This window comes from Soonwooa purpurea, assembly GCF_053891095.1.
Window position 1 is genome coordinate 46,503 of record NZ_JBSSMA010000014.1, and the last position, 25,079, is coordinate 71,581.

The window sequence follows — 25,079 nt, forward strand, 5'->3', positions numbered from 1 at the left end:
TGCCTTTTGGCATCCTTCTTTTTTAGTTTCTATACAAATTTTGTCCACATTCAGTAGCACTGATCTTTTCAAACATTACTTTTGGCGTACCTCCAACCAATTCAGTACATACCGGACCGAATTCTGGATTACAGTCAACTTCTCCAAAATAAATACACTTTTCATCTGGTGCAGATGCATCAAAATGATAACCAGAGATTAAAGCTTTTTTGTCTGTTTTTGCTTTGTTGGTAGCAAAAGCACTTCCGACACCAAATACCAAAATTGCTACGGGAATCATGATTGTTTTAAAATTTTTCATAATAATTGTATTAAGATGTGCCTACGATTAATACAGGTTTTCGGCATTACCTGTGAAACTGTTCAAGTACGGGTTGCGCAAAATGGTATTTGACAATTTCATTTCCAATGAGGATATATAAGTATTCACCAGCAATAAGCATATCTTTCAGTTTTTCGCCATGGCGATTAGGCACCAAAAAGCTTCCGTAATAATATTGCTGATTAATCTTATAAAAATCTATAATGCTTGCCTTATTCCATTGCATAGTTCCATCATGAATAGCTTTGGAATTTGAGTTTACAAACAGGGTGTTGTTTGAGACAAATGCATTTTTTACGCTTTGCTGTAAGGGGTTTTTGACTTTTGTTGACCCATCAGGAAGCTTTACCGTTTCAGTTTTCTGATTTTTGTGAAAGCTTATAAGTTTAAATCTTTCCTTTTCACCAGAAGAACTGTTAATAACGATAAACTCATTTTTGTAGTAATACAAGTAAACCGATTTGTTTTGTTGTTCATCGAGTAATAATTGTCCATCATTTTCAATATATCCGGTTTTCTGAGTACCAAGGATATCATATTTCAGATGTACATCGTTATTTTTGAAAGATCCAATTACAAAATTTTTGAACTGTGTGCCTTGCGATCTAAACAAAAAGCTATCGTCTGAAATAACATTCAATTGGTCGAAGTACATATCTCTGAAGCTTTCTACGCTTAATGATTTTTTATTTTCAATAGTACCTTTATAAATAATTGGAACAGTTCCATCATATATATAAAAGTGAGGTGTCTTCCAAGTAACTTTTATACTTTTGAACTGATGGGATTTTGGATCTAAGGGTATTCTATATTTTGTGAAACTGCTTAGGTCTTTTTTAACGATGGTAAGATTTAACGGCGCAGTCGTATTTCCAAGATAAATATTCAATGAATCATGTCCCAAAAAGTAAAACGAATTGTATTTAATATCTAGTTTTACTTCATCTTCCACTGCATGAGGAATATATCTTCTTGTAAAATTGTTATTTTTTCTAAGTTCTCTCTCCGATTGCAGGTACATAAGAAAAACACTAAGTGAACTTAAAATCATGACTAAAAGGATCAATCGAATATATCTTACAGGTTTTTTTTCTGCTTTGTTTTCGTTTGCTATTACGGCTGCCAAACATGCGAGAACACAAATCACATTAAAAAAAAGATGCTTTCTCCATCCCATATCTTCAAGTATGCCACCGCATGAACAGGGTACAAATTCACTGTATTCAAGAATTAAATAGATATAGACTGTAAATGCTGACATTAATCCTAAAGAAAAATATAATCCTATATTTCTACTTTTAGGAAATAGTAATAATGCAACAATTATGAATTCAATAATAATAACAAAGTACGAAATTATGCCGGTGTAAGAGCTCAATAATGGTGATTGAGCAATCTGTACCTGAAAATTTTCAAAATCAAGCAACTTACTAATGCCTGCATAGATAAACAACAGAATAAAAAAATATGAAACAGTTTGTATAAAAAAATTCAAAAAGGTTTTCATGATTAATGCATTAGTCGTTTTAACAGATTTGGATTAATTGCCATATTATTTTCTTCCCGCAGTAGTCAGGCATGGGCTCACCCTTAAGCAAGGTTACTGTTGTCTTGAAATTCCCCATACTCTCCCAGATGCCGCTTTCCGGACATGGTAAGCCTGTGACAGCTGATATGGAGGTATGAGGAATCATAGTTTATGGAGATTTACTATTTTCTTGGAATTAGCCGCCAGTTATCACCATCTCTTACAGGTGGATCGGTGTCGGGATCTGGGTCTAAGTCTAGAGTTTCTTCTGAAGATTTTGTAGAATCAGATGATTTCATAAATGCTTTTTGTAATTGTTCAGACTGATCAAAATCAGGGGTTATGTCTTCATCTAGGTTTGCGCAGTTTTGCAAAGAAGCTGAAGCTATTGCTATGCTTAAAATTGGGATCAAATTTTTCATTTTAATAATTTTAATTTGGTTATCCCGGCCGGATTGATTTAGAATTCTGAAGCCAAAGTTATCCGGCTGAAGCCACAGAAAAAATCGCATTGTGTGGTAATTTTAAAATTGAGACGGAACTATTTTAAAATTGAACCATTGTTTAAATGCCTTTAAAACCCGATTAATCAACATTAAATCCTGCTTTTAACTCTTTACACAATGGGGTGAGGTCAAAACCCCTGTATTTAAAAGCAAAATCATTATTTTTGGAATGGTGAGGTTCTTAATATCAGTATATGAAAAAGTTAAATTACTTTCTCTTCCTCCTTTCTGTATTTTCACAATTATTATTTTCACAGCAAAAAAAAGAAAAGACCTACAGGGAGATTAGAAATTACTACGAGAAAATGACAATAGATGATGTCCATGCGATGCCTTATGTAAGACTCTACATCCAAAAAGCAAAAAAAGAAAAAAACTTTGCTAAGCTGATTCAGGGATATAGGGATGCGAGACAGTTTGACCTAAACAATAAAATCAAATATGCTGATAGTGCTTTAACAATAAGTTTAAAGTACGGAACCAGAAATGATGTCAGTAAAGAATATCTCAGTAAAGGTATTATCTATTATTTCTACCAAAAGAAGTACAGATTAGCTCTCAATGATTATTTGCAGGCTTACGAGTACTCTAAAGGATCTGAGGATCAATATCATCATTTTAAAGTAATTTACCATTTGGGTATTGTGAAAGAACATTTGGGTTATTACGAAGAAGCTTTGAATCATTTTGAAGAATGCGGTAAATTCTATAATTCTCAAATTCAGATGAATCAACATGAGAATCTTCAGTTCAATTATAATAAGGCATATTTCAATTCGCTTCACCAAATGACGGTAATCAACCGTTATCTTAAGAATTTCTCAAAGAGTGATAGCCTTAGCAGAATTGGTTTTGATCTCACCAAAAATGATAAAGATTTTCTTTTAGAAAACAGTTATTTTCTAAAGTGCATGGGTATTTCGAAGTTTTTAAATCAAAATTATGCTGGAGCACAATCAGATTTGCAAAAAGCACTTCCCAATATTCTAAAGCGCAATGATTTTGCTTGGGTATCGGTAGTTTATTACTATCTGGGAAAAATTTCGGAAGTTAAAAAGGAAGAGAATAAAGCCATTAACTATTACAGTAAAATAGATTCTATTTTTGAAAAACATCAGTTTATTCAACCGGAGATTTATAGAAGTTATAATTATCTTATTGATTATTACAAGAACAAAGATGTTAACAAGCAACTTTACTACACCAATCAGTTATTGAAAGCAGATAGTTTAATCACAAGAGATTATCCCTATCTGTCGCATAAGCTTCATAAAGATTATGATCGAAGTAAATTGATTGAACAAAAGGAGAATATTGAGAAGAAGAGTAGAAGAAAAATCCTTATTGCACAGATTTTAATATTTTCAGGTGCGGTCTTACTCATTGTCTTTGTTATAAGAATTCGTAGAGACCAAAAAATAAAAAAGCAATACAACTTGCTTCAAAAGAGAATAGCGGAAGGCACTTATAATACAATTGATATTACAAACGAAGAATCGGAAGAATATTCTTTGCGAAAAACTTCGATTTCTCCTGAAATGGCTTCCGAAATCAAGGAAAAACTTGAAAAATTTGAGAAAGAATTTCAATTTCTTAAGAAAGGCATCACTCAGAAAAGTATTGCCAGTAAAATGGGAACCAATTCTCATTATTTATCAGTCTATATTAATGAAAATAAAGGAATAAACTTTAATAAATACATGGCTGAATTGCGAATTAATTATATCACAACACTTTTAAATACCAACAATAAATACTTAAATTATACTATAGAGGCTTTGGCGGAAGAATGTGGTATTGCTGCGAGACAGAACTTTTCAAAACTTTTTTTCGAGATTAACGGAATCAGACCAACAGATTACATCAAAAAGCGCAAACAAGAACTGAAAATCAGCTGAATGTGGCTTCAATAAACGATTTTTTGTAAATTTCTAAAAAAAGGACATGGTAACAAAAACTATTTTTAGAAAAATCACTCAATTACACGATGAGTTAGAATTAAAAATCAATGAAGTTTATGATGATGACGAAGATATGGTGAAAGTTGCAGAAAAATCTTTGCTTCATATAGACGAATCCATTCGTAAACTCAAAGAAATGATCTCATCACATCAGTTTGAAACCGTTGCAGAAGAAGTTCAGTTCTTCAAAAAATTGAAACCGCCATTCATTGCAAAGTTTATCTATTATTCAAAAGTATTAGAGGTTGAATCACATAAGCCCAACGCAGGAATTAAGGTTTTAAAAAAATATTATGAAGCAGAACAGGAAAAATTGAAACTCTTTTATTCTCAGCAATCGGAATTTTACAGTTATTATCGAAGAGAAGCAACCTATCTCGACCATAAAATATTCGTTAGAAATTCTTACGATATCAAAATGAAATTATCATTTGGTTTTTACAATTTCGATTCAAGCTTTACAACATCTCATGACCATATGATTGCTCGTTTTATCGCCAACCAGCAGTATGACCAGTATCTGAAAAGACAGATTGAAAATATAGGTGACAATGGCAATGGCAATGGCAATGGCAAAGTCCAATCACCATTGGTTTGGTCTTCTTCAAAAGTTGGATTAATAGAATTGGTATACGCACTTTATCATATGCGCTGCTTTAACGGCGGAAATATAGAGCTGAGTGAGGTTATTAAAAATGTGGAAAAAACTTTGGATACTGATCTGGGAAACTTTCATAAGACCATTTTTGAAATCCGAAACAGAAAGCAAGGACCTACCAAGTTTTTAAATATGGTCAGTGATAATCTAAATCAGCATTTTCAAAATAGTGAAGAAGAATAATCGCTTTCCTTTGGTAAAACCTCAATTACTGATTTAGTGTTGAGGTTTTTTATTCTTTATTAATCAAATGCTGCAAATCAGGATCATTTGAAATTCTATTCAATTCATCTGCAATGATTCTTTTAATATCTGACTTAATATTTTTATAGTTGTTGTCAATATCTTGCTGCATCAAATCAATACCATTATCGTTTAAAAAAGAACGGATTTTCGGTATTTTTTGGTAATTCTTTTCCTGAGCGGAGAGTTTTACAGTATCAACAACAATTTCAGAATGAAATATTTTCTGTTCGATTCTTTCATGAAAATTATCGGAAACGGATCCTACAAAGAATCCCTGTGTTAGCGTTGAAATTTTAGAAGCAGGAATTAAACTGTCTAATTGCGTTGAGATTGAAGTAGAAGTATCATTTCGATTAATAGAAATACTTTGTCTTTTCTGGAGTACTTTTCCAAATCTTTCGGACAAAGCCTTTGCCGTTTCACCCACGACTTGTCCGCTGAAAATATTGCCGACAGTATTCTGAATAACCTTACTTTCTTTATCTCCGTAATCTCTTGTTAATTGAGAAAAATCCTGAAATCCTAAACATACGGATACTTTGTTGCTTCTGGCAGTAGCAATCAGATTATCAAGTCCTCTGAAGTAAATCGTAGGAAGCTCATCAATAATTACCGAACTTTTAAGCTGTCCTTTTTTATTAATCAGCTTAACGATTCTGGAATTATAAAGACCAAGAGCCGCGGAATAGATGTTCTGACGGTCAGGATTATTCCCTACACAAAGTATTTTAGGCTCTTTCGGGTTATTAATGTCCAAAGAAAAATCATCTCCGGTCATCACCCAATAGAGTTGTGGCGATATCATTCTTGACAATGGAATCTTTGCTGATGCAATTTGTCCCTGCAATTGATCCTGTGCTCCGCCTTGCCATGCATCCATAAAAGGAGAGAGGTAGTTTTCCAATTCAGCGTATGAGGTCAAAATAGTAAATACGTCTTCATATTTTTTATTAAGAAGTTCAATAGCATGAGGAAAGGTACAATACTTACCACCTTCATAAATCTTTAAAAACCAGATAATCGCAGCTAAAAGAATTATGGGGGATTCTACAAAAAAGTCTCCCTGTTTTTGTATCCAGCTTCGGTTCAGATTGAGCATGATGGTATATGCTGCTTCATAAGCATCAGATATATCCGTCATAAAATTTGGATTTAAAGGATTACAACGATGGCTTCTTTTAGGGGCATCAAAATTGATGATGTAGAACTTAGGTTTGATGGGATAAGCATCTGAATGAATCAATAAGTGATTGTAGGCAATGGTAGAAAGGTCATCAAACTTAAAATCATAAATGTACATCGAAAACCCTTTCTCAATATGCTGTTTTATGTAATTATTGACAACAGCAAAAGATTTACCAGAGCCAGGAGTTCCTAAAACGATAGTAGCACGAAAGGGATTTACAACATTAATCCAGCCGTTATTCCATTTGCCTCTATAATAGAATTTTGTAGGGAGGTTAACGGAATACTCATTGTATATGTATCTTGTTTCTTGCAAAAAACTTTCATTTTCACTATTAAAAACATCATCCATTAGATTATTACGCAATAATCTGCTCATCCATACACCAGCCATTAGCAAAGCAATGTACCCAATCGACGTAGTCAGGATATATAAATGGACACCTTCAGTTGTTTGTAGTTGTAACAGGGGTATGTTGAGAAAAAACAACGTAAAACCAACACCTAATACTAAATAAATTTTTCTCCACGTTATTTTTTCATTTTTTACACCCTTGGTTCCTAAGCAACTTAACGCCAATAAAAGGATGGCAAATGCTTTAGTGTAAATTGTATGTGAAAAAAGGTTTGCTGTCCGATTAAAGTTGTTTAAAATCTTGTTGATGAGCTCTAAAGTCCAGCCACGCTCTAAAAAAAATCCGTAGCAGAACCAATAGATGTGCATTAATAGTAAGAGGATACTCACTGCCCGCATAAAACCCATGATTTTTCCCAATCCTCTTAAGTCGTCTTCTCCCTGCATTTGATAAGTATTTATTAAGCACGAATCTAATGGCGGTATAAAAGTTATCAGGATAGATGTCATGTGATGGCTTCAATTTGCTTTACGAGCCATGGTATTTTAAAACATTGACACTAGTTCTAAAAATTAATATGATGTAGAATGTTCTTGATCATATTTTTTTCTTTTTAGTTTTTTTCTTCATCCTGTTAACAAAATTAATTTCTTCAACGTCTTCAATTTGAACATCGGGAAGAAGTCCTCCCAGTCCTTCAATAAGATTTAATTGAGGTTCTTCACGACTAAAAACATCGAAATAATCATGTATTTCATGATTGTTTATGTCTTGAATGTTATTGTATTTCTTAAATTCTGATTGTTGTTCACTTTTATCTTCAGGTTTTTGTTGAGCTGAATTCCAATAGTCATTAAAGGTATTCGCTGAAAATTCTTTACCCAATCTCGAACCGTTCCATACTGTTTTTGATTGATGGTCTATGAAAGTAATCCCATACATCTTTTCCTGATCATTTCTTCTTACAATACAGTCTATATTTTTTTCGGATAATTGTTTTTTGAATTCTTTTTCACCTTTTGACAATTTCAGACAATTTAAAATTTCTGTTTTCAACTTTTGTTTGGAAGGATGATTTTTCATTAACGATTTATTTTTTTCAAACTGTAGCTGAATATTTTTTAGACCGACCTCTTTTCCAAAACGAGAAGCTTTTATAGGATTACCTGCTTTATCACCTTTTTCGTTTACCGGTAAATATAATAATCCTTCCTGCATCTTTCCATCCAACTCACCCTGTACTTTCTCGGAGGTAATATTGTATAAAGAAAGTAGTGCATTGTATTCGCCTAAGGTTTGAAATTGATAATAATGAGGTAGATGCCGTATGACGGACGCTATCTGCTTTTTGATGTTTCCTTCATCATATTTTACCGGTTTGAAAATCTTAACATTTTGTTTTCCTGTATTTTTTTCAGTATTTATCAATCCATATTGATTCTCAATTGCTCTGCAGGCTTTCATTGAGCGTATCTTCTCGAATTTATCTGAAATCTTTTTTCCATTTTCATCCACACATACAGACACAATATGAATGTGGCTTCTTTCAATATCAGTATGTTTAAAGACAACATACGGCTGATTACCGTAACCCATCTCGTTCATATATTCTTGGGCTATCTGCATATATTTTGCATCAGACACCTGGTCATCAGGATGGGGATTTAGCGAAATATGGAGCGTGTGTTTTTCAGTATTTTTATTGGCCAAAACATAAGGTTCAAATGATTTTGCTAATTGAGATACCGTATATTTTCCGTCAAAAGTTTCAATCATTTTATTGGTCATTATAATTTCACCTTTATCCTGTTCCATTTTTTTATTATTATAGGATAAAGTGCCAAAAAGATTGCTGCTTCTACCAATTTTTGCGACCATCCTATTCTGTCTTTTTCAAATGTTCTTGATTAAATTCCTCAGTTAACTGAATGACTTTTTTAAAAATTTCAATCATTACGAGTGTCTGTTTTTCTAATTTGTAAAGAAATGCAGCAGCTTTTTTCTCTGAAAAATTATTGTAGAGAATCTTTACGATCTGATTGTAATTTACACCAACAGAACGAAATTGACTGTGAAAAGAGGTCAGTCTCATATAAAAATCTAAAGTTCCCTTGTCAATTTTTATGGTCTTGATAGACTTATCGAATATACAGGCAGTAATAAAATGAGCTTTTACATCCAGTCCTGATTGGTCAAAAAGTTCTAAAAATTTCGCATGTTCAACCGCATTAAATGAAATGGTATATCGAAACTTGGCAGGATCTGCCTTTGGTCGGCGACCTGTCTTTCTAACTGTCTTGCTTTTTTTATCTTCCATCATAAATCAATTTTAATTTAAAGAAACATCGACTTCGGAGATTGTTTTCTGCCCCCTGCAAGGGCAAGTTGTTTTTAGCATCCGAAAACGTTTCGAGATGCTCAAAACACAACTTGCCCCTTTCGGGTGAAAGGAAAAGTTATTAACAAAACTGGTTTTGCTACCATTTTTTATTGAGTAACCTCATGCTCTTCAAGCCCTTAATGTTTCTATAACAAAGTAAACTGCTATCCTTTAGAATTAAAGCAAAATATGGAGTGCCAATAGGAGACAGTTAAGGACAACATAGACCATGCATACAATTACAAAGAATATAAAATATTCATTTGCATTAGAACAAGAATGAGTGCAGGCGTTCACTGTTGCAGAGCTGATTGATTGGCTGAAGTTATGATTTCTTGAAATCCTGCTTGCCTGCTTTCAGGAATTCAAGCCGTCAGGATTTCAGTATTGCCTGAATAAAAGAAGGAACTCTGTCGTGAAGTATTGAAAAACTTAAGGTAATCAAGGATGATGAAATGCTTTCATGAACGATAGCCAGACCTTCGGCAAGCATTATTGACAACAAGATTTGCAGCAAGAAGTCATTCTTGAAGCAGAGCCTGCAGTCAGTACTTCTTTCAAATTAAGTTTAACAAAATTCATTAAAATGGAAACAAAAAACCAAACAACAATTATTGCTTTATCAACACAGAAAGGTGGAGTAGGAAAAAGCACGTTCACTACTCTTATTGCCAGTATCCTTCATTACCGCTTGGGATATAATGTCGCAGTTTTTGACTGTGATTTTCCACAATACAGTTTAATTCAGATGCGGGAGCGGGATTTGAAGACAGTCATGCAAAATGAGGCACTGAAAAAAATGGCTCATAAACAGTTTTCCAGCCTTAATAAAAAAGCTTATCCTATTTTCCAAAGTAGGGCAGAAGCAGTCCTGGAAGAGTTGTCAGAGTACCAGGATACTACAGAAATTATTCCTGATTTTATTTTTTTGGATCTTCCGGGAACAGTCAATACGGCTGGTATTTTAAGTACTCTTGCGAATGTACATTATATTTTTTCTCCAATAACAGCTGATCGGGTCGTTTTGGAAAGCACATTGAGTTTTACAGATGTGCTGACCAATGTCCTAATGAAGAAAAAGCAGACAGGAATTAAAAGTATTCATTTGTTTTGGAATCAGGTAGATGGCAGGGAAAAAACAGCTTTGTATGATAATTATAGTAAGGTAATCAAAGATTTGGGGCTTCAGTTAATGAAAACATCCATTAGAGACAGCAAAAGATTTCGAAAAGAGGGCGAGACAGTTGCAAAAACTGTTTTCCGCTCGACCCTACTTCCCGCTGACCCAAAGTTGATGGCAGTTTGTGGTCTTGATCATTTTATCGATGAGTTTTTAAGCATTATAAAATTGTAAAAATATGAAAAATGATAAAAAGAGTGAGGAAGACAACAATATTGATGAACAATATTTGATGTCCATCATGGCTGGCAGCCCAAAGAAAGAACTACCGAACCAAGAATCGGAATTGTCTGTAGAAAAGACAATCACGAAACAAAAAGTAAAAAGCAAGAAAAGTATTGAAATTACTTATGCTCAGCAGTTTCTTACCCATCATACAATGACGAAGCGAGGAGATAAAAGCATTTATATCCGCGCGGAATATCATGAGCGGCTATCCCGTATTATTCAGATTATTGCCGAAGATCAGATTCCTCTATATGCTTATCTGGATAATATCTTAGCCTATCATTTCGAAATGTTTGAGAAAGAGATTACAGATGATTTCAACAGCAAATACCGTCCAATATTTTAAGGTATCATTATTATGGAACAAAAAATCATTATAGGTCTGTTATTCATTATCATCCTCATACTTTGGGATAAGAAATTCATTAGTAATAAGAAAAGCAGTACCGAAAAAGAACTGAAGTTACCCTCAATTATGGGTAAAACAAAAAAAGAAGAGAGAAACGTAAAGCCATCGGCTGCTGATGTAGGTCAAGAAGAATCTATAGTTTCTAATACAAATATTTTTGAATCAGAAACCAAAGGGGAGGAGTTTGAAAATATTCCATTAAAAAAAGATTTAGATGAGATATTAATTAATACCAATGACTGGGAAGAAGAGGAGGATTGGTATAATCAGAATAATTCTGAAATTGAAAGTGGTTTTGCCACAGGGGTTACCTTTCAGGAATTGAGTACTGCGGGTCAGCTACTTCAGGAAGAGATACTGGAGCCTGATTTAGAACAACAAGCGGTCGATATCATTCAAAAAATTCAAGGAACCGAGCTTTTCAATCTTTTAGAACATTCATTAGGTGATGCTTCAAAGCGAATTGCTCATTTGTTAAACCAAAGTACTTCTGATGATGAATCTCAGATTTCTTTTAAAGGGAAAAATGATGCGGAAGGTTTCGATATTGGGGAGTTTGTTTAGGCAAATTCCCCTTTTATATTTATGAAGAATTATTAAAATTCTGTTTTGCAGAAACATTAAAATTGGCAAATAAATTTAATCCTTTTTATCAAACAGTTCGTGTAATTTCTGTTGTAGGATTTTTTTATCTGGAAGCTGGGTTTTGTATTCAGAAACCATCGTTGGCGAAAGACTTCTACTAAGCGCATATTCTACAACCTCACTATCTTTATCCTTGCATAGTAGAACACCTATGCTTGGATTTTCATTTTGTTTTTTAACGTCTCTGTCCAGTGCCTCCAGATAAAAGTTGAGTTGTCCCAGATGCTCAGGTTTGAATTTGTCTGCTTTGAGCTCGAATGCGACCAAGCATTGCAATCCTCTGTGAAAGAATAAAAGATCAATATAAAAATCTGAATTTCCTACCTGAACGTTGTACTCTTCGCTGATGAAAAGAAAATCCCTTCCCAGTTCCAGAATGAAATTTTTCATTTGCTGGATAAGACCTTTTTGAAGATCACTTTCATTAAAAGTTTCCGGTAAATTCAAGAAATCAAAAATGTAGCTGTCTTTAAAGGTGTTTGCAATATCGGCATTAGATTCTCTCAACACTGTTGAGAGTTTTGAGTTTCCGATCATTGTCCTTTCAAAAAGACTGCTGGATATCTGTCTGTCTAATTCTCTGACACTGTAATTTTCATTCTTTGTCAGTTTGATATAAAACTCCTGTTCTTCAATGGATTTGCATCTTGAAAAGATAGCCAGATTGTGAGACCAACTAATTTCTCTCAACAGTGTTGAGACTTTTGGAAATTCTTTATAGGATTCATAAAACTGTTTCATTCTCCAAAGATTCTTATCCGAAAAACCTTTTATATCAGGCTCATTACTTTGAATATATTGGGAGAGTTCCTTGACTACCGACTGTCCCCATTCACTCAATTCTACTTTATGACTGATATAAGCCCCAATATTCCAATATAGATTGATCAATTCAGAATTAACTGCTTTTAAAGCATTGTTACGAGACTGCTTAATGAGTTCAATAATATCCGTGAATCTTTTATCCATAATTCCTTTTTTGAAGTTCCCTGCAAATTTACAATAATTTGTAAGTGAAAACACTCGGATTAAGTATCAGTTCACAGCCAAATGATTCCTCATTAACCCATTTACTTAAAAAAAATCGAGCGCTCCAACACCTTTGTCTCCAAAGCTCACATACGGTGAGCAATGCTAACAATTTAACCTGTTTACATTATGGAAAAACAAAGAAAAAAGATTCTGGTTTCAGCATTCGCTTTAATCATGTCCATTCCTTTATCAGCACAAGGAAATGGCACAGCCGGAATCAATGAAGCCACCCAGATGGTCACTTCTTATTTCGAACCCGCCACACAACTCATTTACGCTATTGGAGCCGTCGTCGGACTGATTGGTGGAGTCAAGGTTTACAACAAATTTAGTAGTGGAGATCCTGACACCAGTAAAACTGCCGCCAGCTGGTTTGGAGCCTGTATCTTTCTGATTGTGGCAGCAACCATTCTCCGCTCATTCTTCCTTTAAAATTGATGATTATGAATTCATACAACATCAATAAAGGAATAGGACGAACGGTAGAGTTCAAAGGATTGAAAGCGCAGTACCTGTTTATTTTCGCAGGAGGATTATTGGGAATTTTAGTATTCGTGATGATCATGTATATGGCAGGAGTTCATACGTATTTCTGCCTTTTCTTAGGAATAACGACAAGCAGTATTCTCATTTGGCAAACATTCTCTTTAAACCGTAGGTATGGAGAACATGGACTAATGAAACTGGGGGCAAACAAAAGACATCCCCAATACATCATCAGTAGAAAATCGGTGTGCAGCTTTTTAAAGATTCATTCTAAAACCGTTGCCTTATGAGAAATCAATCCAAGACAGCCACTTTAGAGAGGAAGTTTCCTTTATTGGCTGTGGAAGACAATTGCATTATTTCAAAAGAAGCTGATGTTACTGTATGTTTCAAAGTGAGATTACCGGAACTTTTCACGGTTGCTTCTGCTGAGTATGAAGCCATTCATCAGGCATGGTTTAAAGCGGTAAAGACTTTACCGGATTACAGTATTGTTCATAAACAAGACTGGTACATTAAAGAAAACTATCAACCTGATTTGACTAAAGATGAGCAAAGCTTCTTATCAAAATCTTTTGAGAGACATTTTAATGAAAGACCATTTTTGAATCACTATAGTTATCTGTTCATTACCAAAACTACTAAAGAGCGGATGAGAATGCAGAGTAATTTCTCATCACTTTGTAAAGGATTTTTAATTCCAAAAGAAATCAGGGATAAAGAAGTGATTAACCGCTTTATGGAATCTGTAGATCAGTTCGAAAGAATTATGAATGACAGCGGTTACGTTTTTCTTGAAAAAATGACCGCTGATGAAATCACGGGAACTGAGAAACAATCAGGTTTACTCGAACAGTACCTGACCTTATCAAGAGAGGTCAATCCATCCTTACAGGATTTACACTTGGGAGCTGAAGAAATGCGCATTGGAAACAACCGCATCAGCATGCATACTTTGTCAGATACCGATGACCTTCCCCGAACGGTTTCCTCACACAGCCGTCATGAAAAACTGAGCACAGACCGTAGTGACTGTCTTTTGTCTTTTGCATCACCGGTGGGCTTGCTTCTTAATTGTAATCACATTTACAACCAGTATTTATTTATCGATAACAGTGATGACAATTTAACAAAGTTTGAAAAGTCTGCCAGAAATATGCACTCGTTAGCAAAATACAGCAGAGCCAATCAAATCAACAAAGAATGGATTGAAAAATACCTCAATGAAGCCCATTCGTATGGACTTCAATCTATCAGAGCACATTTCAATGTCATGTCTTGGTCTGATCAACCATCAGAACTGAAAATGCTGAAAAATGATACGGGAAGCGCATTGGCATTGATGGAATGTAAACCTAGGCATAACACTACTGATGTCGCTACTTTATATTGGGCAGGTATTTCAGGCAATGCAGGAGATTTTCCGAGCGAAGAAAGCTTTTACACGTTCATAGAACCTGCTCTTTGCTTTTTCACGGAAGAGACTAATTACCAAAATTCTCCTTCCCCCTTTGGAATTAAGATGGCTGACCGTCTTACCGGAAAGCCTATTCATTTGGATATTTCTGATTTACCGATGAAGCAGGGAATTATCACCAACCGCAACAAGTTTATCCTCGGACCATCGGGAAGTGGAAAATCCTTCTTCACCAATCACATGGTCAGACAGTATTATGAACAGGGAGCTCACGTCCTCTTAGTAGACACGGGTAATTCATATCAGGGACTTTGTGAACTGATCAAAGGAAAAACCAAAGGAGATGACGGCGTTTACTTTACCTACACGGAAGACAATCCAATCGCCTTTAATCCATTTTACACGGATGACGGTGTATTTGATATTGAGAAAAGAGAAAGTATTAAAACTCTGATTTTAACATTGTGGAAAAGAGATGATGAACCTCCAACCCGATCTGAAGAAGTTGCTTTATCCAATGCGGTAAGCGGATATATTGAAAAAATTAAGAACAATGATTCTTTTCCTTCTTTCAATGGTTTCTATGAGTTCATCAAAGAGGATTATCAAAAGATATTAGAACAGAAAAAAGTCAGAGAGAAAGACTTTGATATTGCCAATTTCCTAAATGTGCTGGAGCCTTATTATGAAGACGGTGAATATGATTATCTACTTAATTCAAAAGAACAACTTGACTTATTATCCAAAAGATTTATTGTTTTTGAAATCGATGCAATCAAAGACCATAAAATCCTTTTTCCAATTGTCACCATTATCATTATGGAGGTTTTCATCAATAAAATGCGTCGACTCAAAGGAGTGCGCAAACTCATCTTAATTGAAGAAGCCTGGAAAGCGATTGCGAAGGAAGGTATGGCGGAATACATCAAGTACTTGTTCAAGACAGTAAGAAAATTCTTCGGTGAAGCAATTGTGGTGACGCAGGAGGTAGATGACATCATTCAATCTCCTATCGTCAAGGAAAGTATCATTAATAATTCCGACTGTAAAATTCTTCTCGACCAGCGAAAATACATGAACAAATTCGATGACATCCAGGCAATGCTGGGATTGACAGAAAAAGAAAAAGCTCAGGTACTATCCATCAATATGAATAACGATCCCAAAAGACTGTACAAAGAAGTCTGGATTGGATTAGGCGGAACCCATTCTGCAGTGTATGCGACGGAAGTATCGACGGAAGAATACTTAGCCTACACTACAGAAGAAATTGAAAAAATGGAAGTCATGAATGTGGCTACCGAACTTGACGGTAATGTAGAACATGCCATCAAGAGGATTTCTCTTAAGAGAATCAAATCTGACACAAAAAATTAGTTCAATTTAAAAATTTACAACAATGAAAAATTTAATCATCACAACAGTAATGGTTTTTGCTTCGGCATTTACCTCAACATTCAAAGCTCAATTTGTAGTCACAGATCCTGCAAATTTAGCTTCAGGAATTTTAAACTCAGCCAATGAAATTGTTCAAACCTCATCGACAGTTTCCAATGTTGTTAAAAACTTTAATGAAGTTAAAAAAGTCTATGAACAGGGGAAGGAATATTATGACAAACTCAAAGCTGTCAATAATCTGGTTAAAGATGCCAGAAAAGTTCAGCAGACGGTTTTACTGGTTGGTGATGTTTCAGAGATGTACGTCAACAATTTTGGAAAGATGCTGAATGACCCCAGTTTCAATGCCCAGGAATTGACAGCCATCGCCAATGGTTATTCTACTCTTTTAAACGAAAGTACGGAGCTTCTTAAAGAGCTGAAACAGATTGTCACTGTATCCAATCTTTCCCTTAATGATAAAGAGCGTATGGAAATTATTGACAGAGTGTATAAAGAAGTGAAAGATTATCACAGTTTAGTTCGCTATTTCACGAACAAAAATATTTCAGTGAGCTACTTAAGAGCTAAAAAGCAAAACAATACGCAAAGGGTTCTAAACCTTTATGGCACGTCAAATCAAAAATACTGGTAAAATGGAGCCTACTAATTTACATGAAGTATTGCGTTCGGTCTATGACGAGATGATGCCATTATGTGCAGACATGGCAACAGTTGCAAAAGCTGTTGCCGGTCTTGGAGCACTGTTCTATGTTTCCATTAAAGTATGGCAGGCATTAAGCCGTGCAGAACCTATTGACCTTTTTCCGCTATTAAGACCTTTTGGCATTGGAATCTGCATCATGTTCTTTTCAACATTGGTTTTGGGAAGTATCAATGGTGTTTTAAGTCCGGTGGTTCAGGGAAGTCATTCTATGTTGGAGAATCAGGTTTTAGATTTGAATGAACTGCAACAAAAGAAAGATCTTTTAGAACGGGAAGCTATGCTCAGAAATCCTGAGATGGCTTATCTGATTTCCAATGAAGAGTTTGACAAAAAGCTAGAAGATTTAGGATGGTCACCTTCCGATTTGGTAACGATGTCAGGCATGTACATCGAGCGTGAAATGTTTGCCATTAAAAAAGAAATCCGTGACGGTTTCCGGGAATTTCTTGAAATACTATTTCAGGCTGCCGCCTTGGTTATCGACACAATAAGAACATTCTTTTTAATTGTATTGTCGATTCTCGGCCCCATTGCTTTTGCTATTTCTGTTTGGGACGGGTTTCAATCTACGCTTACCCAATGGCTGACCCGCTACATCAGTGTTTATTTGTGGCTTCCCGTTGCAGACATTTTCAGCTCCATCTTAGCTAAGATACAATCACTGATTATTGAAAGAGATATTGAAATGCTTTCAGACCCTAATTTCATTCCTGATACTTCCAACACCGTCTATATTATTTACATGATTATTGGAATCATTGGATACTTCACGATACCAACGGTTACGGGTTGGGTTATTCAGGCTGGAGGTGCTGGAAACTTTACACGAAATGTCAATCAGACGGCTCAGAAATCAGGAAATATTGCCGGAGCTGCAGTAGGTTCTGCAACAGGAAATATCTCAGGAAAACTTTTAAAATAATTAAAACAAAACCCAATGGAATTTAAAACCTTAAGAAATATAGAAAACAGTTTCAAGCAAATCCGATTGTTAACCATGATTTTTGCGGTGCTGTGTTTTGCAGTGGTAGGTGTCGTCGTTTTTAAATCGTACACATTTGCAGAAGCACAGCGACAGAAAATCTATGTTCTGGATAATGGAAAATCGCTTATGGTTGCCCTTTCACAGGATATGTCTATCAACAGACCTGTGGAAGCGAGGGAGCATGTGAGACGATTTCACGAATTATTCTTCACCGTCGCTCCTGATAAAAATGCAATAGAAAGCAATGTAAAAAGAGCTTTTTATCTGGCTGATGAATCAGCATTCAATTACTACAAAGACCTTTCTGAAAAAGGATATTACAATAGGATTATCAGTGGGAATATTCAGCAGAGAATTGAAGTAGATAGTGTTGTTGCGAATTTCGACAGCTATCCGTATCAGGTTAAAACTTTTGCAAAGCAATACATTATCCGCTCCAGTAATCTGACCACAAGAAGCTTGATTACCAACTGCTCACTGGTTAATTCGGTAAGATCTGACAATAACCCTCAGGGATTTACCATTGAGAAATTCAATGTTGCAGAAAATAAAGATGTAGAAACTGTTAACCGATAAATGTTGATTATGAAAAAATTTAGAAAATCAATTGACCAATACCTACAACAATTGGAAAAACGGTGGCAGAAACTTCCAAAATCAAGACAAAACCTATTCACTAAAATCTTCTTTGCAGGATATGTGGTTTTAACTTCTACGGTAGTTCTACAGCTATGGTTTAAGGGCAGTTCCTCACACAAAACATTATCTATAGGACATATCAATAATATTCCCAAAAGAACTGTTGACAGACAAACCTCATCGGAAACTATTCAACTTAAAAATGAAAGCAATGGGAAATACAAATAGCAACAGCATTCGGGTGACTGAAGGAAATCCTGAAACATCAGATTCCATTGAAAATCAAAACCCAAAACTAAAGTTTGAAAATTTAAAGAAACCATTGATTTACTTTTTGTTGGCAGTGGTTTGTGCAGGATGTCTGTATCTTATTTTTAAACCTAAAGACAATATGATTGCAGAGAAAGCAGGATTTAACTCGATGATTCCGCAGGCTGCCAATGACCAACTGCAGGCTGATAAGCAGAAGGCTTACGAACAGCAACTTTTAGAACAAAAAAATGAAGAAAGTAAAAGTAAGCTCACTACGCTTGCTGATTATTGGAATAATTCAGATACATCTCAGGGCGACTTGCAAAGTTCGGGAAATTCAACTCCAAATACGGTTAAAGAGCAGAATGCATTAAACAGTTATCGAAATGCTCAACAGACTTTGGGTTCATTTTACAGCAGAGATGAGCAGGAAGTCAGTAATCTCAGAAAAGAAATCAGCAGGCTGAAAAATGAAGCCAATCAAAAAAGTTCGGAGCCCGCAGGAATGGGAATCAACGACCAACTGGAGCTGATGGAAAAATCATATGAGATGGCTGCAAAATATCTTCCAACAACTGCTCGAAGCGAAGTAATAGTTGAGGAAAAAAAAGCTGAAAATCTTCCCAAGAAAGAAAAAGATTTTACCGTTTCTGCGAAGCCGGTTAAAAATACAGTAGTTTCAAGCCTGTATCGTGAACCTTTAGACAGTGCTTTTCTTGCTCAACTCAATCAGAATAGGTTTACAGGATTACAATCAGAAGAAAAGCATTCACAAAGTCAAAATAGAAACATCATTCGTGCGGTCATCCACGAAACAAAAACTTTGACTGGTGAATCTACAGTTTCGATTAGGCTTTCTGAAAGGTTAAAACTAAAAAACACTATTATTCCCAAAGGAACATTGTTAAAAGCCATCAGTAAATTTCAGGGAGGAAGATTGAATTTAGAGATTTCCTCCATTGAATATGACGGAGACATTATCCCGGTTGAAATTAGCATTTATGATAATGACGGGCAATTAGGATTATATGTTCCTTATTCGCCTGAGCAGATTGCATTAACTGATATTGCAGCGAATATGAGTCAAACTTCGGGAGCGAACATTATGATGACACAATCTGCCAGACAACAGGTTGCAGCTGATCTAAGCAGAGGTTTGGTTCAGGGCGTTTCGGGATATTTCCAGAAAAAAGTACGACAGCCCAAAATCACTGTCAAGACCGGACATCAGGTCTTTTTAGTTTCTAAAAAATAATTAAAACAAAATCTTTATGAAAATACTAATCAAGTCTTACTTAGCCATTTTATCGATATTTATGCTAAATCAAGTAAAAGCACAGTCGGTTGAAGGTTTTGCCTCGCTTAATGAAGCAAGGTTGGAACCTTTTAAAATGGAGGTTACCTACAATAAAACATCACACCTATTATTTCCGTCACCAATTCGATATGTGGATCTTGGAAGCGAAAATCTTATTGCCAACAAAGCAGATGATGTCGCCAATGTCTTACGAATAAAATCCTCTGTCAGAAATTTTGAAGAAGAAACCAATTTTTCTGTAATTACTCAGGATGGCAAGTTCTACAACTTTGATGTTTTTTACAGCTCATATCCTGACACACTCAATTATGATCTCCTTAAACTTCAAAGAAAGAATGAAAGGAATTATGCTACCGATGTTCTGTTTGAAGAATTAAAAGGGGAATCCTCTACATTGACCGAGCTGCTTATAAAAACTTTATATGAAGAACCTAAAAGAACAGTCAAACATATTGGTTCAAAAAGCTATGGAATTCAGTTTATTTTAAAATCGCTTTATGTTCATGAGGGAAAATTTTATTTCATTCTACAGCTTAACAATAAGAGTAACATTTCGTATCAAATCGATTTTGTCAACTTTAAAGTTGTCGATAAGAAAAACCTTAAGAAGACTGCTTCACAGGAGAAAGTTCTATCTCCTCTCAGAAATTACCCGAACTTTGAGAGTGTTCCACACCAATCTAAATCATCGATTTTGTACTTATTTAACCAATTCACTTTGCTTGAAGGTCAGGTTTTAGAAATCGAAATTTGGGAAAAAGATGGCGGTCGCCATCAGAAATTCCAGCTTGAAAATTCAGATTTGGTGAATGCCAAAGTTGTGGATACGTTAAATTTAAAAATCAAATAAGATGAAAGGTTTAATTTGCATTATTATGTTGATGTTTTCTTATTCATTGATGAAAGCTCAGAGGATGATTCCAAAACAAAAAGCGATTGAAGTAAGTTCAGGGACACTTTTGAAAAAGCATCATGAAAACTACTTTATTAATCTTGGATTGGTGGTTCATGCGAAGAAAGGCAATTACTTTTTGTATTCGTTGGAATATTCTAAAAGTATAAATCACTATAAAACTTTTAATATTCCAATCGAAAACTATCTTGGTGAAATTGGCTACAGTTTAACTCTAATTTCTAACAGGACAAAAAGCCTGATGATTAACAGTTCCATTTCTGCTGTTGGTGGATATGAACAAATTAACAAAGACGAAACATATCTACCCGATGGAGCTATTTTACGAAATGAATCAAGCTTCATTTATGGAGCTTCAGGAAGATTAAGCGTTGAATTCTACTTATCAGATAGGTTTGTTCTTCTTAGTTATGGAAAAGCAAGAGTACTTTGGAAAACTTCACTTGAAAGCCTGAGACCTTCAGCAGGTCTTGGTCTCAGAATAAATCTTTAAAAACGATACAATGAAAAATATAAAACCCACATTAAAAAGAATACTTGTAGTTTTGATGATCATTCCGGTTCTGCTGTTGATTGAATACAGTTTATCTTCGTGCACAAATCATGAACTTGGTATTGAACAGAACTTTCCGTTTGAAGTTTCGGTGATGCCTATTCCATCAGGTATTGCCAATGGTCAAACTGTTGAAATAAGAATTAAAATTCTTCCACAAGGAAAATATAAAGAGAATAAATATTACCTGCGGTATTTTCAGTTTGAAGGAAAAGGAAGTTTGAAATACTATAACGATCAGCCTTATCTACCTAATGATTTGTATGAAATTCCGCAGAATGATTTCAGGCTTTATTACACTTCACAATCTGACGAATCAGAATCATTTGATGTTTGGATTTTATGTGGTATACCACATAAAATCCATTATGTTGTGTAGTCACTTATGTTCATGTTCCAGTTATTTTATCGTTTAACACTTTATAATAAAAGATAAAGTAATCTGGAACACAACATAATATTTGCCTGATTATTCTAAAATAAAAATGGAAACAAATTATCAGCAGTTATTTTTACTTGATTTTTAATGGGATCACAATACTATTGATTTTAAGCTCAACCAATAGCGAAAAAGACAAGTTCGTAAGAGAACTCATATATACCTATTTAGCTTTTGTTATATTTAAAGCTAAACCTATAGTGTTGGAACTTTTTGAATATTCAGTATAATTGAGATATTTTCATCTTTAAAAAGATTGCTTGGAGACAGATTTATTAGCATTGAAATAATTGAATAATGGTATTATATTTTTTAGATCATTTTTAATATATATCCCAAAAATGATCCTCCCAAAACTACGTACGCACTATTGATCTTTTTGAAATTAAAAACAATAATCGCACCTACAACCACAATTAAAATCGTTCGCCAATCAGTAATGGTTTCTTTACCCATTTCATAGCACACAGCTATGATTATGGCTACCGATGCTACATTCACTGCATCTAAAAAGGCGGACAATCCTTTAGAATTTCGTAGCTTTTTCATTAACGGATTAAGCAGTGCCACAAAAACAAATGAGGGCAGGAAAATTGCAATAGTTGAGATAATGGCTCCTGAAAGCCCATTGATTTGAAAGCCAATAAACGTTACCGATGAAAAAACAGGACCGGGCGTGAACTGTCCTACCGCAATGGCATCCATTAGTTGCTGTCTTGTGAGTATACCTGTTGCTACCAATTCCGTATCTAAAAAGGCAAATAATACATATCCACTCCCATAAAGTATGGAACCAATTTTTAGGAACGTCCAAAAAAGTTTGGTATTGGTCGCTGTCCAAAAAGTTGTCTGTATTATTTGAAGAAATGTAAGCGGAACAATACTTTGTAAAGTGTCATTTTTTTGTTTACTCTGTATCTTGTACAATCCAAACGCTAACAGACCTGCACCAAACATTAAATAAATTTCATTAACTCCAAACACCGCCGCTAATAAAACAGCAATACCTATAAGAGCTAAATTTATGGATTTGACAGATTGTTTTGCCAATGGATAAATTGCTGCCAGAATAATGGCTATTATAGCAGGTTTGATACCATAGATAAAAGGTTGTACTTCGGGTAGCTGTCCGTAAAGATTATATAAATATGCGAAAATTCCAGTGATAAATACGGCAGGCAGAATAAAGCATAAACCTGCTGTTAACAATCCTTTCCAACCACCTTTATCATAGCCAATATGAATAGCCATTTCCGTGCTGTTAGGTCCCGGAATAAGGTTGGTAGCACCTAGTAAATCCAAAAAGTGCTGTTCACTCATCCATTTTCGTTTAACCACCACTTCATCCCGCATCATGGCAATATGTGCTGCTGGACCTCCAAACCCTATAATCCCCAACTTACCGAAAACTTTTGCGATTTCTTTTACGTTTACATTCTCTTGCATTTTAATTATCTTAATTCGACTTCATCTATTTGATTTAAAGTGTCCGGATTGAATACTTTCATTGTTATTTTTTTTCCCTCCACATAAAACAGGCAAAGTGCATTTTCCACGCTAAAGGACTGGGTATGCTTACTCCATGGCAATACTTCCTGACCATAATAAGGAGCTCCTGCTGCACCATTATTGATTTGATAAATTGGACGCGATACATTAAGTTTTTTATGCGGATAATTCTCGGGGTAAATAGGCATATCAGCCGTCAGTTTTAACCAATTATAGTTATGTTCATCGCCTGTAAGCATCCCCACCACTTTCTTACTTTGATTAATCAAAATATCTAAATATTCATCTCTGCGTTCTATAATTCCTTTATCAACGGGCTTTCCTCCAATGTAGGGTCTTTTTTCGTTGTTACCGCTGTACCACATCACATCTTTACTGTGTCCTCCATTAGGAAATGCAGGAGTATGTTGTGTAAGAAAAATATGGTCAATATTCTTGTCTCTTTCCAATTTTGAGATCGTTTCACGAAGCCATTGAAGTTGGTTATCCATTAAATACCCATGCAACCCTCCGCTGGAAGCCGTTTGATTAGCAATGGAAGGTGCATACCAGTAATTGCTATTAAGGACAATCATCGCCACGTTTCCGTAGGTATAATAAAACACATTTTCCTTATAGGAAGGGAAGTCTATATTTTTAGGGTCAGGGTCATACTTGTTATCATCCTCGCTATCTGGACCATTTTCAGGATTTACAAATTCCTCTGCAAAAAGTGCTTCTGCTGATTGGGTCTCATAAGGAAAAGCATCAATAAATGCCTGTTGCTTGCCGTTTTCATCTTTAAAAATAAGACCTAATGCTTCATGATTACCCATACCTATATAAAACGGCATGTAGTGCCAAAATGGTTCAATGGATTTTTTCCAGTTAGAATATTCCAGTCTCTGCTGTTCTTTACTGCTCAAATAGCCGTTAATCATATCACCGGTGAATTGCATAAAGCGCACGTCCTTCATGTGAGCAAGTGCAGCCATTTTTTTCATGATGTAGGCGTTGGCTCCAAGGATTTTCCGTTCACCTCCACCTGTAGCATGGCGGCTGTCGCTTGCATAACCAAATACGAACGCTTCTCTGCTGCCTTTAGATGGTGCAGTTTTAAGATGATACGATTGCGATTGTATCCCATATTTTACCTTATAGTTGTGCTTTGTATTTGGGGTAAGTCCTGCTATATTCCAGCGATGCAGCGTTGTTTCCTGCTCATCTTTATAAACTTTGCCATTGATTTCAATTTCGGCCTTTACGGGATGTGTGGTTTTGCACCAGATTACAGCAGAGTTATCAGTAAGCATATTTACAAAAGGTCCTTCATAAATTGTCGGTATGACTTCAAATGGTCCTTCACCTTTTAAAGCAATTATGCCATCAAACAAAAGCATACCCTGCTCATCAGCAATTCGGTAGCCAAGGTTCAGGTACCCATTTTTCTTCCAGTCTACAAAATCATACGGATACTTGAAATCCTCTTTTATATTGACCTCTATTTTACCGTCTTCAATTTTGACGGTTTTTCGATATACGGGAAGGGGATGCGGAACTTTTCCGTAAGGGATCAAGCCATAGGTTACCGTGCCTTTTAAAGTCCCAAAATCCATCTGAACCCCATTTTCAGTAGCTTCCGGTTTACCAAGAAGTTGTTCGATCGTTAGTGGATTTTTAAATTCTTCAGCAAAGTATTTTTCACCCTTATTTTCAAAATATAATCTTCCATTAGTATCATAGCCCAGGTTACTGTATGCCGCAGGAATTTTAGGAAGTTGCGCCATTGCTGTTGTAGCAAACATTAACGCAATAGCAGAAAATAGTATCTTATTCATATAAATTGTCT

At 35.2% G+C, this 25,079-nt stretch carries 25 protein-coding genes; 16 read left to right on the forward strand and 9 right to left on the reverse strand.

Annotated features, from left to right (window positions below; genetic code table 11):
• Positions 1-22: 22 nt before the first annotated feature.
• The 3 genes from ACVFVN_RS12210 to ACVFVN_RS12220 form a co-directional block, all read right to left on the reverse strand.
• Positions 23-301 carry a DUF6520 family protein gene (locus ACVFVN_RS12210; RefSeq protein WP_456235474.1) on the reverse strand — a complete coding sequence of 93 codons (279 nt, stop codon included), beginning with the start codon at positions 299-301 and terminating at the stop codon, positions 23-25.
• A gap of 46 nt (positions 302-347) precedes the next feature.
• On the reverse strand, positions 348-1,829 hold the full coding sequence (locus ACVFVN_RS12215; protein ID WP_456235475.1) for a MauE/DoxX family redox-associated membrane protein: 1,482 nt from the start codon (positions 1,827-1,829) through the stop codon (positions 348-350).
• Between the two features lie 203 nt (positions 1,830-2,032).
• Positions 2,033-2,272, reverse strand: a complete 240-nt coding sequence (locus ACVFVN_RS12220) for a hypothetical protein (RefSeq protein WP_456235476.1) — start codon at positions 2,270-2,272, stop codon at positions 2,033-2,035.
• 278 nt (positions 2,273-2,550) lie between these two features.
• Here ACVFVN_RS12220 and ACVFVN_RS12225 point away from each other — a divergent pair, with 278 nt between their 5' ends.
• Positions 2,551-4,254 (forward strand): helix-turn-helix domain-containing protein, encoded by a 1,704-nt coding sequence (locus ACVFVN_RS12225; RefSeq protein ID WP_456235477.1) that lies wholly within the window; start codon positions 2,551-2,553, stop codon positions 4,252-4,254.
• A gap of 46 nt (positions 4,255-4,300) precedes the next feature.
• On the forward strand, positions 4,301-5,158 hold the full coding sequence (locus ACVFVN_RS12230; RefSeq protein ID WP_456235478.1) for an RteC domain-containing protein: 858 nt from the start codon (positions 4,301-4,303) through the stop codon (positions 5,156-5,158).
• A gap of 49 nt (positions 5,159-5,207) precedes the next feature.
• Here ACVFVN_RS12230 and mobC read toward each other — a convergent pair whose 3' ends face one another.
• The 3 genes from mobC to mobA form a co-directional block, all read right to left on the reverse strand.
• On the reverse strand, positions 5,208-7,208 hold the full coding sequence (mobC, locus tag ACVFVN_RS12235) for a conjugal transfer protein MobC (RefSeq protein ID WP_456235479.1): 2,001 nt from the start codon (positions 7,206-7,208) through the stop codon (positions 5,208-5,210).
• A gap of 151 nt (positions 7,209-7,359) precedes the next feature.
• A complete protein-coding gene (mobB, locus tag ACVFVN_RS12240) occupies positions 7,360-8,640 on the reverse strand; it encodes a conjugal transfer protein MobB (protein ID WP_456235480.1) in 1,281 nt (426 codons plus the stop codon).
• A gap of 1 nt (position 8,641) precedes the next feature.
• Positions 8,642-9,079, reverse strand: a complete 438-nt coding sequence (gene mobA / locus ACVFVN_RS12245) for a conjugal transfer protein MobA (protein ID WP_456235503.1) — start codon at positions 9,077-9,079, stop codon at positions 8,642-8,644.
• A gap of 649 nt (positions 9,080-9,728) precedes the next feature.
• Here mobA and ACVFVN_RS12250 point away from each other — a divergent pair.
• From ACVFVN_RS12250 to ACVFVN_RS12260, 3 genes are read left to right on the forward strand one after another with little or no spacing between them, the layout of a single operon-like run.
• The gene (locus tag ACVFVN_RS12250; protein ID WP_456235481.1) at positions 9,729-10,496 is read left to right on the forward strand and encodes a ParA family protein; all 768 of its coding nucleotides are present in this window, start codon (positions 9,729-9,731) and stop codon (positions 10,494-10,496) included.
• Positions 10,497-10,500: 4 nt separating this feature from the next.
• Positions 10,501-10,896, forward strand: a complete 396-nt coding sequence (locus ACVFVN_RS12255; RefSeq protein WP_456235482.1) for a DUF3408 domain-containing protein — start codon at positions 10,501-10,503, stop codon at positions 10,894-10,896.
• 12 nt (positions 10,897-10,908) lie between these two features.
• The gene (locus ACVFVN_RS12260) at positions 10,909-11,523 is read left to right on the forward strand and encodes a hypothetical protein (protein WP_456235483.1); all 615 of its coding nucleotides are present in this window, start codon (positions 10,909-10,911) and stop codon (positions 11,521-11,523) included.
• Between the two features lie 75 nt (positions 11,524-11,598).
• Here ACVFVN_RS12260 and ACVFVN_RS12265 read toward each other — a convergent pair whose 3' ends face one another.
• Positions 11,599-12,573 carry a PDDEXK nuclease domain-containing protein gene (locus ACVFVN_RS12265; protein WP_456235484.1) on the reverse strand — a complete coding sequence of 325 codons (975 nt, stop codon included), beginning with the start codon at positions 12,571-12,573 and terminating at the stop codon, positions 11,599-11,601.
• Between the two features lie 189 nt (positions 12,574-12,762).
• Between ACVFVN_RS12265 and ACVFVN_RS12270 the strand changes: the two genes are divergently transcribed.
• The 11 genes from ACVFVN_RS12270 to ACVFVN_RS12320 are packed head-to-tail and all read left to right on the forward strand — an operon-like array spanning position 12,763 to position 21,682.
• Positions 12,763-13,068 (forward strand): DUF4134 domain-containing protein, encoded by a 306-nt coding sequence (locus ACVFVN_RS12270; RefSeq protein ID WP_456235485.1) that lies wholly within the window; start codon positions 12,763-12,765, stop codon positions 13,066-13,068.
• 11 nt (positions 13,069-13,079) lie between these two features.
• On the forward strand, positions 13,080-13,412 hold the full coding sequence (locus ACVFVN_RS12275) for a DUF4133 domain-containing protein (RefSeq protein ID WP_456235486.1): 333 nt from the start codon (positions 13,080-13,082) through the stop codon (positions 13,410-13,412).
• On the forward strand, positions 13,409-15,916 hold the full coding sequence (locus tag ACVFVN_RS12280; protein ID WP_456235487.1) for a TraG family conjugative transposon ATPase: 2,508 nt from the start codon (positions 13,409-13,411) through the stop codon (positions 15,914-15,916). Before ACVFVN_RS12275 ends, ACVFVN_RS12280 begins: the two co-directional genes overlap by 4 nt.
• A 22-nt stretch (positions 15,917-15,938) precedes the next feature.
• Positions 15,939-16,571, forward strand: coding sequence for a DUF4141 domain-containing protein (locus ACVFVN_RS12285; protein WP_456235488.1), 633 nt, complete (start codon positions 15,939-15,941; stop codon positions 16,569-16,571).
• A gap of 1 nt (position 16,572) precedes the next feature.
• The gene (gene traJ / locus ACVFVN_RS12290) at positions 16,573-17,565 is read left to right on the forward strand and encodes a conjugative transposon protein TraJ (protein WP_456235504.1); all 993 of its coding nucleotides are present in this window, start codon (positions 16,573-16,575) and stop codon (positions 17,563-17,565) included.
• Positions 17,566-17,580: 15 nt separating this feature from the next.
• Entirely contained in the window at positions 17,581-18,204 is a 624-nt protein-coding gene (gene traK / locus ACVFVN_RS12295; protein WP_456235489.1) for a conjugative transposon protein TraK, read from the forward strand.
• A gap of 9 nt (positions 18,205-18,213) precedes the next feature.
• The gene (locus ACVFVN_RS12300; RefSeq protein ID WP_456235490.1) at positions 18,214-18,495 is read left to right on the forward strand and encodes a hypothetical protein; all 282 of its coding nucleotides are present in this window, start codon (positions 18,214-18,216) and stop codon (positions 18,493-18,495) included.
• Positions 18,479-19,774: a conjugative transposon protein TraM gene (traM, locus tag ACVFVN_RS12305; RefSeq protein WP_456235491.1), complete on the forward strand. Its 1,296-nt coding sequence runs from the start codon at positions 18,479-18,481 to the stop codon at positions 19,772-19,774. Before ACVFVN_RS12300 ends, traM begins: the two co-directional genes overlap by 17 nt.
• A gap of 16 nt (positions 19,775-19,790) precedes the next feature.
• Positions 19,791-20,687: a conjugative transposon protein TraN gene (traN, locus tag ACVFVN_RS12310; RefSeq protein WP_456235492.1), complete on the forward strand. Its 897-nt coding sequence runs from the start codon at positions 19,791-19,793 to the stop codon at positions 20,685-20,687.
• Between the two features lies 1 nt (position 20,688).
• Positions 20,689-21,243, forward strand: a complete 555-nt coding sequence (locus ACVFVN_RS12315; RefSeq protein ID WP_456235493.1) for a conjugal transfer protein TraO — start codon at positions 20,689-20,691, stop codon at positions 21,241-21,243.
• A 55-nt stretch (positions 21,244-21,298) separates the two neighbouring features.
• Positions 21,299-21,682 (forward strand): TraQ conjugal transfer family protein, encoded by a 384-nt coding sequence (locus ACVFVN_RS12320; RefSeq protein ID WP_456235505.1) that lies wholly within the window; start codon positions 21,299-21,301, stop codon positions 21,680-21,682.
• A gap of 372 nt (positions 21,683-22,054) precedes the next feature.
• Here the strand turns inward: ACVFVN_RS12320 and chrA are convergent, their stop codons facing one another.
• Positions 22,055-23,188: a chromate efflux transporter gene (gene chrA / locus ACVFVN_RS12325; RefSeq protein WP_456235494.1), complete on the reverse strand. Its 1,134-nt coding sequence runs from the start codon at positions 23,186-23,188 to the stop codon at positions 22,055-22,057.
• Positions 23,189-23,193: 5 nt separating this feature from the next.
• A complete protein-coding gene (locus tag ACVFVN_RS12330; protein WP_456235495.1) occupies positions 23,194-25,068 on the reverse strand; it encodes a metallophosphoesterase family protein in 1,875 nt (624 codons plus the stop codon).
• Positions 25,069-25,079 lie beyond the last annotated feature (11 nt).